The organism is Lacimicrobium alkaliphilum, assembly GCF_002591895.1.
Taxonomy (GTDB): Bacteria; Pseudomonadota; Gammaproteobacteria; order Enterobacterales; family Alteromonadaceae; genus Lacimicrobium; species Lacimicrobium alkaliphilum.
Window position 1 is genome coordinate 262,897 of the sequence record NZ_NISX01000003.1, and the last position, 7,775, is coordinate 270,671.

Genomic DNA, 7,775 nt, shown 5'->3' on the forward strand with positions numbered 1-7,775 from the left:
CGCTGGCACGGACTCGCAAACTACGCTCGCCCGTTAACGGTGCGTTATGCATAAGGATTCAGTATGATAAAAAAATTGTCCCTGCTGTTAGTTGTTGCCTTGATCCCTACATTAGCCTGGTCGTATGCAAAGCCGTTTAGATTTATTCTCCCGCATTTAAACGGAGTGCAATGTAACGGCTCTGTTTGCGTCGAGGACCCAAATGACATGGGGCAGGCTATTGAGTTGTATGGCTCCGCCATAACAAACGTATCTGCTTCCGGCATAGCGCTCGAGACCAAACCAAAGTTTGTTTACTGCGCTACCACAGAGTGTTATCAGTCGTTCGGGGGCGGCAATGAACGGGCTATTTCTTATCCTTTTCTCGGTACAGTGATAGCGCCAGAATCGTGGCAAATCTACATTACTCAGCATGAGTTGGTTCATTGGTTTCAGTTTTTGGAAATTGGTTCGGTTTCGACCATGAGGAAACCTGAATGGTTTAGAGAGGGCATGGCGTATGTGTACAGCGGCGCACCAGAATCAGATATTCCTGAACACTACCTGCCCATCATGCAAAGATACAGAAAATGGCATTCAGACAAATCCTGGCCAGAAGTTATTCATCAAGCGAGGCAGCTCTGACATGCATAACCAGGCAATTAACTACGCGCCTGCGGCGCCGGACGCTCGTACCTCGCGCCGGTTATTGCGGCGTTAAGTGTTTAAGGAAGAATAGTGCAATTTCTCAAAAAACTGTTCGGAAAAAAGGAAGAGCCGGAATCCACAGTCACCATTGAGTGTGCCGGTTCTTTGGAGTGGGATGCCGAATCGGATTACTGGGTTGGTACACACAGCGGAACAACAATAAGTGTTGCATACGATGGCCTCTCCAAGCCAAATGAAGATTTGGCACGGTTTGTCACTCAAACCATCGGGCAACAGAACTTTCTCGAAAACACAGTTTCCGAAATTAAGTCAGTAGCTAGAGCTCAGTACCCGGAGAATAGGCACCCCGAAATCGAAGAGCTCCGGGCAAAGGATGTTGTTTTCCAAGATCCGAACTTCATCCTTATCCAATTTTTTGGTCCTGAGGACCACGAACCGTTTTGGTTCGCCGAAATACATGGCAGCAAAATTTTCGTTGGCTGCGATACATAAACACTTAACAAGTCGATCAAGTACGTTCCGGCCGTTGGCCTCCACCGGACGCCCTGTACAGGGCGCCGCTTATCTTTGCGTTAAAACCTTACTATGACTGAGCTTAAGTACCAAGATCTGGATCTGCATAATGATCAGGATGTTGCAGAGGTAGCGAAGATCCACTGCGAAGCTCCAGGAGAATGGGTTCCTGACCACTCCTATGCTGACGACTCCGTGGCTCGGGCGGTAGAGAATCTGCGGAGCTCAAAGCACTGTTCCTACGTTGTACTTGCTCGGCGCACAGATGATCGGATAGTAGGCATGCATTGGGTTCAGATTGAAGCTCGATCTGAGGCCAAATTTGGAAACATTTTCTCACTTTGGGTGCATCCAAAATATCGGCAGCAGGGTGTGGCCACACGGCTTAAGGAACTGGCAGAATTCTGGCTACGCAGCAACGAAGTTAGCGAAATTCGGACAAATGTATACTTAGAAAACAGAAGAATGATGGCGCTAAACGAAAAGCTAGGCTACAAGGTAGTACTTGTGGGCATGTCAAAGCAGCTCAAGTAGCGTCGCTTCCAGTTTTAACAAGGCAAGGCACGGCGACGGCTTCTTCGTTCCGGCTTCGCCTACACTACAAAGCCGCGCGTGCTTGCGGCGTTAGGGAAAATCGCGAGCTAACTTATGGATAATCTAAGCGAATTTTTGATAGGTCTAGAATTGCGCCTCCACACGAAAGAAGTCAGATCTTGTCGTGACTCGCTAAACGAGCTTCTGGCAGATGAATTCAGGGAAATAGGCGCTAGTGGACAATACTTTGGGAAGCAGGAGGTTCTTGAGCACTTGCCCGAGGAAGATGGCATTTCAATTGAGGCCAGCGAATTCGAAGTCAGGGAGCTTTCACACGATATTGTTCATATTACCTACAAATCGAACTTAATTGGGAAAGGTGGTAACTTAATCCGAACCAGCTATCGGACATCGGTGTGGAAGCAGAGTGAATCAAGGTGGCAAATGGTTTTCCACCAAGGGACGGTGACTACATTAAAGCCCTAACAAACACATCATGTCGCCACTTCGTGGCTCGGACGGCTTACATTTCGCTCGTTCCTCGCTACATTTCAGCCGCCGCATATGTGCGGCGTTATGTTCGTAAGGAGTGTCAGTGGAATCATCAGAGCTGAACAGGCTGCTTGCTGAGGAGTATTTGCACCTCCAAAGCGTAATCGAAGAGTTCGATTCGAAGGCGCTCACTATAAAAGCGTGGAGCGTTACTTTTAGTCTCGCAGCGCTGGGTGCTGCATATGCGGCAAAGGCTTCCTCAATTCTATTGGTAGCCTCGGCAAGTGCTCTGCTGTTTTGGTTGTTGGAAGGATATTGGAAAACATTTCAATATGCATATTACCAACACGCCGGTGAATTAGAGGCACACTTTGCCGGAGAAAAAGACCAAGCCGTAGCGATGCAGATCGGCAGAACATGGTACAAGAGATGGAAGGCGGGAGGCGGCCGCCTGCTAATACGCATTATGTTTTGGCCGCATGTTGCGCTTCCCCATCTGGCAGCAACTATCTTCGGCTTGTTGCTTTATGCTCTGCACGTGGCGGGGCTCATCCCCGTAAGCAGGCCATGAGCAACATAACAAGCGCATACACTCGGACCATCAGAAGCGCCGCTCGTTCCTCGCTCTGCTTTTGATGTCCGGTGATGCTCAGCGTTAAGCACTATTGGAAACTACGAGTACAAAATGGAAGAAGAAAACTCTCAAGAATGGAAAGATTTAAGAGCTAGAGTCGATACACTCTCAAATTCAATTTTTTTACTTTCCAGTGGGGCAATTTCATTTTCAGCCACAGCGCTTATTAATGCAAAATCATCCGAACATATAAACATTATTTCTAGCACGCAAGATAATGCTGTCATCTCATGGTATTTACTACTTGGGTCAATAATTCTATTCGTGCTATTAAAGACCCATTTAGTAGTTCAGGCTTATGCTAGGCTTAATAATCTTAAATGGTATTCAAATGTGCTCATTACAAATAAAATTGGCTGGGGTCTGGGTTCCTTAGGTTTAAGTTTATTCTTTGCGGGTCTAGTTATGTTGGTTCGCATTTCTGCACAGGTACTAAATGCTTAACAAGTGCAGCTTGCCGGACTTGGGCAAACTGTCACCTTTTGTGCAAAAATACGCACAAAAGCCGCCACTTTACCCAAGCCGCAACTGCAGGCGTTATAAGTCAAAAGGATCGACAGCGTGCTGAGTCGCACAGGTATCGGAAAACTGAATGCCATCAGCGTCTACTTCGCTTGGGCGATGCTATTGATCTGCGGGTTTTACTTTGTCTATGCACTGGCAACTGAGGGTGGAAGTGAAAGCACGTTGCTCAGGTTGTTTTATGGGTTCCTGATTTTCGGGGTAGTGCATTTCGTTTTGGCGTTTTTCGTGCGCTGTCCGCACTGTAATCGATGTCTCACAATCCAAACTTTCAAGCAGCCTCACCCAGCATCAAGCGGTAATTGGGCGTCGGTAGTTGCAAAATGGTTTAGTGGTTCAATTGTGTGCATCCATTGTGGGGGCAGAGTTGATACCAAAAACTTATAACAAGTCACGGAAGGCGGACGCGTGAGACGCGCCGCTTCGTTCAGCGTTATGTAGCACGAAGGATTCGTAGTCATGAGTAAGCAAAAAGCTTTTTGGTTAATATGGATATCTTTTACTTTATTTATAATTGTGTTTTTCTCAGCTGTTGGTGAGTTAAAGCAAATTGATTTTGGCAAATCCATCCTTTTAACTATTATACCTTTAGCTTGTGCATATCCAATTTATCGTTGGGTAAAAAGTAACGATGATTTTAAGTAACAAGCTACATAACAAAAACATCAACTGGAAAACTACTCGCTGTAAAGCGCTCGTATTTTCCAGTTATATTAAGCGTTATGGCTTTTGATCGTAGTGGCCGCCGATGGCAAAAATATAGACATATCGATCGTCAAACTTGTAAATGACACGATCCTTTTGCGAAAGTCGGCGGGACCAGAAACCGGAAAGGCTGTGCTTTAGTTGTTCAGGTTTACCAAGACCCGTTGCTGGGTCGGCACGAAGCATCTCTTTCAGTAGCTTGCAAAGCGCCTTGTGCAGCTTCTTGTCCTTTTCACGAAGCTGCTCATACGTAGCCCAAGTGCTGCCTTCAAAGACGAGTGATCTCATTGATTTCCTCTTCCTTGGGGGCGTATCCAGTGCCCTGGGTGTGGGTAGCTGCAGACTCTGCCAATTGGCGCATCAGGCTGTTATTCTGAAGCACATACAGGGTTTCTTGCTCCCGCTCCCAGTCGTCGGCGCTCATTACCACGAACGCTTCACCGGACCGGCGAGTCACTTTCAGTGGGGTATGATTGCTAACTGCCTGTTCTACAAAGGATTTTAGGTTGTCTCTGAATCGGTTTACACTAACAGAGTCCATATGGCTCACCTCAAATGTACGGTAACTCCGTACATTTTAGCGAGTAAGCCATAACAAATCAATGATGTTCGCCACAGCAAGCTGTGGCCGGACAGCCCCTCCGTCGCTTGCGCTCCTCCAGGGCTGCCGCATATTGAGGGCGTTATGCATATGTTTGAAGCTGTTGTAGTACGGAAACACAAATCAAATTACCCAAATCCGGTCAGTTTTGTAGCCGGTGACGCGCTGCTGGTAGGAGAGAGGGATAGTGAATACTTGGGATGGGTGCGTGTTACCGACAAGAGAGGCGATGTCGGCTGGGCTCCGCTCAAGTACATAGAGCTAAACGGAGATGGTACTGGTGGAGTTGCGATAAAGTTCTACTCGGCTAAAGAGCTGGATGTCGAGCCAGGTGAGCGCCTCACCGTTAAATATGAGCACTGCCAATGGTGTTGGGTGGAGCATGAAACTAAGGGCGCCGGCTGGGTGCCAATCGAATGCCTAGAAAACGCATAACCAAGCCATCAAGTTCGCGCCCTGCGTGCGCCGGACCTCGTTTCACGCGGCCGCTTATGGCTGGCGTTACGTGTATTGAACCTGGAGGCTCCGTGAAGCCTGAAATAAAGGCAAAATTTGAGACATACCCTGGTGAAGCGCAAAGACAGCTCGAAGCCGTCCGTCACCTTATTTTCGCTATCGCGGAAGAGAATGAATTGGGTGCAGTTGAGGAAACCCTCAAATGGGGCGAGGCCAGCTACCTGGTAAAAGGAGGCACTACGATTCGAATGGACTGGAAGCCAAAAGATCCCGCTGTCATAAAGGTATATTTCCACTGTCAGACCAGACTGATCGAAACCTTCAGGGAGATATATCGGGATGAATTCGAATATGAGGGGAAAAGAGCGATTGTTGTCCCCTTGGACGCTGCTATCAAAGAAAGCCCTCTAGGTCATTGCCTCCAAATGGCATTGAAGTACCATAGCTTGAAACACCATCCATTGCTTGGAGCTTAGGGTGACAAAAACACGTAACAAAGCCATTAAATTCGCTCCCTTCGGTCGCCGGACCTCGTTTCACTCGGCCGTTTATGGCGGGCGTTATAAGGCAATTGGAAAGTAATGTCGGGATACTTGCTTACTTCATTGATTCTTGGTGTGGCGTGTGTGCTGTTGGCGACGGTATTGCTTACTATTGGGAAAAAGTCAGGAGTGAGTCCTTGGTTACCATTCACAATGGGGAGCTTTATTTTTCGTGAGTTGCCAAATGTCGTGAAGTCTAACTTCGTCAAACCAATTACTTGGCTTTTATATATCGGATTATGCTTAATTATTGTCACTGTATTCGCTTCAATTTGGCACTTTGAAAAGCTGTAGTCTGTGGGTATGCCTTATAACAAGTTAAATCATCGGAAAACCACCCGCTGGCCAGAAAACGGCCAAGGCACGTGTGTTTTCCGCTGTTTAAAGCGTTAGTTGCTAATAGGAAAAAGGAACTTAAATATGACAATTATGCGGAGTATAGGGCTTTTATTGGGGCTATTACTTGTTGCTGCCTATGGACATTCCCTCTATACAAAATACTACAGCTTTTTTGCTTGTCTTGCTGGTATGGTCATAGGTTTCCTTTTTATTTTTTATGGCATCAAAGGTAAAGATTTAGTTGAAGTTCTTTATCAAAAATTGACTGGGCGTAGTTTCAGTAATGGCAACTAACAAAAACATCATGGTGGGAATTTTACTCGCTGAAACTGCGCTCCTAAAATCCCCATATGTTAAGCGTTAGCAAGCCCATTCTTTATCCGGGCTGTAACTGAACGCTGGTGTGCCAGGCGGCCAGCTTCTTACATCGGCGGTGTTGGACAAAGCAGTTCACCACTACCAGAAAATCTGGCAGACTAAATTCTTAACCAGCGAAACAGAGAGCCACAATGGAAAGTAGCCCGAACTACCACACAGGGAGCCAGTGCCGTTTGCAATCCCATAGTATCTTCACGCAGTCGCGCTTTCCGCGGCTGCTAACAAGCGCCTATTCCCGGACATTTACTCGCTGGCCTTTGGCCAAAACGCTCGCAAATGCCGTAAAGGCGAAACGTTAGCACCACAATGGAACGGCCAAAGATGAACTGGAAACTAATAGTATTTGTTGCTTTAGGAGCTACATTGGGGACTGTAGGTACACATTCCTTCTTTAATGGATTTGATCTGGCCCTGACTTTAGCTGTTGGAATTGCGTCTTTGTTGGGTGCAGTGCTTATCGGATATATCACCACAATGGGCGGCCGCAAGTGAATCGTCATTTAAACTCAGAGTGTCAGCGGTTGCTAACAAGCGCCTGTTTCCGGACATTTACTCGCTGGCCTGCGGCCAAAGCACTCGCAAATGCCGTAAAGGCGAAACGTTATATGCCACAGGGAAGATCATGAGATTAATGACGCTGACTCTATTTTTGGCTATTTCTGCTACAGCAATAGCTAGCGAGTACACTTTCGAATCATGGNGCACTCGCAAATGCCGTAAAGGCGAAACGTTATATGCCACAGGGAAGATCATGAGATTAATGACGCTGACTCTATTTTTGGCTATTTCTGCTACAGCAATAGCTAGCGAGTACACTTTCGAATCATGGAGTAACAGTGGCAATAGGTGTGTGTTGCAATTTAGCTCCGTCCCTGACGTTAATTGGGATGGAAAATCAAAACTTCCTCTATCTATTGAGGATGTACGCGAAATTTTTAATGACTGGACAAAGAGAGCACTAGCATCAAATGAACAGGCTCATGTTACTGGTTATGACTTATCATCCGTTGTGGCTGATGGAATCGCTCAAAACTATTGGGTGTTCAAAATCAGATATACCGTGTTTAGTAATAACGAGCCGTCTGAAACCTTTAATAGAAAAGTGGCAATAGACTTATCTGGCCGAGTAATTGAAGCCAAATGTGGCATATAATAAATAAGGATAGGTCGCGCGCAGCCGCGACTTAATCCTATTGTTGGACAAGCCCGGTGTGGAAGGTTTCTGCTTTTATAGTAGATATGTCGGTTGAAGGTAGGTGCTTGTTATTTATTGCCTTTTTTCAGGCCGAGTTTGGCTTAAGACCGCATTCCCCCTTGCTTCAGCAGTCTGTGTACTTACCGTTATGTTGTTTTTATCTGGCCACCTCCTTACCTTATTGCCTGTACTTTATGAGTAACCGTCCGGTAAACC

General features: G+C 46.6%; 13 protein-coding genes. 11 read left to right on the top strand and 2 right to left on the bottom strand.

Annotated elements, in window-relative coordinates:
• Window positions 1-63 precede the first annotated feature (63 nt).
• From CDA54_RS04645 to CDA54_RS04675, 7 genes are all read left to right on the top strand, one after another.
• Window positions 64-624 carry a hypothetical protein gene (locus CDA54_RS04645; RefSeq protein ID WP_099033843.1) on the top strand — a complete coding sequence of 187 codons (561 nt, stop codon included), beginning with the start codon at window positions 64-66 and terminating at the stop codon, window positions 622-624.
• 93 nt (window positions 625-717) lie between these two features.
• Window positions 718-1,140, top strand: coding sequence for a hypothetical protein (locus CDA54_RS04650; protein ID WP_099033844.1), 423 nt, complete (start codon window positions 718-720; stop codon window positions 1,138-1,140).
• Window positions 1,141-1,233: 93 nt separating this feature from the next.
• A complete protein-coding gene (locus CDA54_RS20000) occupies window positions 1,234-1,695 on the top strand; it encodes a GNAT family N-acetyltransferase (protein WP_099033845.1) in 462 nt (153 codons plus the stop codon).
• 114 nt (window positions 1,696-1,809) lie between these two features.
• Window positions 1,810-2,181: a nuclear transport factor 2 family protein gene (locus tag CDA54_RS20005; protein WP_099033846.1), complete on the top strand. Its 372-nt coding sequence runs from the start codon at window positions 1,810-1,812 to the stop codon at window positions 2,179-2,181.
• A 109-nt stretch (window positions 2,182-2,290) separates the two neighbouring features.
• Window positions 2,291-2,758 (top strand): hypothetical protein, encoded by a 468-nt coding sequence (locus CDA54_RS04665; RefSeq protein WP_218962373.1) that lies wholly within the window; start codon window positions 2,291-2,293, stop codon window positions 2,756-2,758.
• Window positions 2,759-2,872: 114 nt separating this feature from the next.
• Window positions 2,873-3,265: a hypothetical protein gene (locus CDA54_RS04670; RefSeq protein WP_099033848.1), complete on the top strand. Its 393-nt coding sequence runs from the start codon at window positions 2,873-2,875 to the stop codon at window positions 3,263-3,265.
• Window positions 3,266-3,802: 537 nt separating this feature from the next.
• Complete coding sequence (locus CDA54_RS04675; RefSeq protein WP_099033849.1) at window positions 3,803-3,988, top strand: hypothetical protein; 186 nt, start codon at window positions 3,803-3,805, stop codon at window positions 3,986-3,988.
• A 75-nt stretch (window positions 3,989-4,063) separates the two neighbouring features.
• On the opposite strand, the gene CDA54_RS04680 is transcribed toward CDA54_RS04675, so the two are convergent.
• Entirely contained in the window at window positions 4,064-4,336 is a 273-nt protein-coding gene (locus tag CDA54_RS04680) for a Txe/YoeB family addiction module toxin (RefSeq protein WP_099033850.1), read from the bottom strand.
• Window positions 4,317-4,589 (bottom strand): type II toxin-antitoxin system Phd/YefM family antitoxin, encoded by a 273-nt coding sequence (locus CDA54_RS04685; protein ID WP_099033851.1) that lies wholly within the window; start codon window positions 4,587-4,589, stop codon window positions 4,317-4,319. Before CDA54_RS04685 ends, CDA54_RS04680 begins: the two co-directional genes overlap by 20 nt.
• 150 nt (window positions 4,590-4,739) lie before the next feature.
• Between CDA54_RS04685 and CDA54_RS04690 the strand changes: the two genes are divergently transcribed.
• The 4 genes from CDA54_RS04690 (at window position 4,740) to CDA54_RS19545 (ending at window position 6,856) form a co-directional block, all read left to right on the top strand.
• Window positions 4,740-5,084, top strand: a complete 345-nt coding sequence (locus CDA54_RS04690) for an SH3 domain-containing protein (protein WP_180237110.1) — start codon at window positions 4,740-4,742, stop codon at window positions 5,082-5,084.
• Window positions 5,085-5,176: 92 nt separating this feature from the next.
• Complete coding sequence (locus tag CDA54_RS04695) at window positions 5,177-5,581, top strand: DUF1801 domain-containing protein (protein ID WP_229748098.1); 405 nt, start codon at window positions 5,177-5,179, stop codon at window positions 5,579-5,581.
• 486 nt (window positions 5,582-6,067) lie between these two features.
• Entirely contained in the window at window positions 6,068-6,280 is a 213-nt protein-coding gene (locus CDA54_RS04700; protein ID WP_099033854.1) for a hypothetical protein, read from the top strand.
• A 405-nt stretch (window positions 6,281-6,685) separates the two neighbouring features.
• Window positions 6,686-6,856, top strand: a complete 171-nt coding sequence (locus CDA54_RS19545) for a hypothetical protein (protein ID WP_180237111.1) — start codon at window positions 6,686-6,688, stop codon at window positions 6,854-6,856.
• Window positions 6,857-7,775 lie beyond the last annotated feature (919 nt).

Coding starts and splice junctions, on each gene's coding strand:
- CDA54_RS19545 (WP_180237111.1), top strand. CDS start 6,686: ATGAACTGGAAACTAATAGTATTTGTTGCTTTAGGAGCTACATTGGGG.
- CDA54_RS04645 (WP_099033843.1), top strand. CDS start 64: ATGATAAAAAAATTGTCCCTGCTGTTAGTTGTTGCCTTGATCCCTACA.
- CDA54_RS04670 (WP_099033848.1), top strand. CDS start 2,873: ATGGAAGAAGAAAACTCTCAAGAATGGAAAGATTTAAGAGCTAGAGTC.
- CDA54_RS04675 (WP_099033849.1), top strand. CDS start 3,803: ATGAGTAAGCAAAAAGCTTTTTGGTTAATATGGATATCTTTTACTTTA.
- CDA54_RS20000 (WP_099033845.1), top strand. CDS start 1,234: ATGACTGAGCTTAAGTACCAAGATCTGGATCTGCATAATGATCAGGAT.
- CDA54_RS04700 (WP_099033854.1), top strand. CDS start 6,068: ATGACAATTATGCGGAGTATAGGGCTTTTATTGGGGCTATTACTTGTT.
- CDA54_RS04685 (WP_099033851.1), bottom strand. CDS start 4,589: ATGGACTCTGTTAGTGTAAACCGATTCAGAGACAACCTAAAATCCTTT.
- CDA54_RS04690 (WP_180237110.1), top strand. CDS start 4,740: ATGTTTGAAGCTGTTGTAGTACGGAAACACAAATCAAATTACCCAAAT.
- CDA54_RS04680 (WP_099033850.1), bottom strand. CDS start 4,336: ATGAGATCACTCGTCTTTGAAGGCAGCACTTGGGCTACGTATGAGCAG.
- CDA54_RS20005 (WP_099033846.1), top strand. CDS start 1,810: ATGGATAATCTAAGCGAATTTTTGATAGGTCTAGAATTGCGCCTCCAC.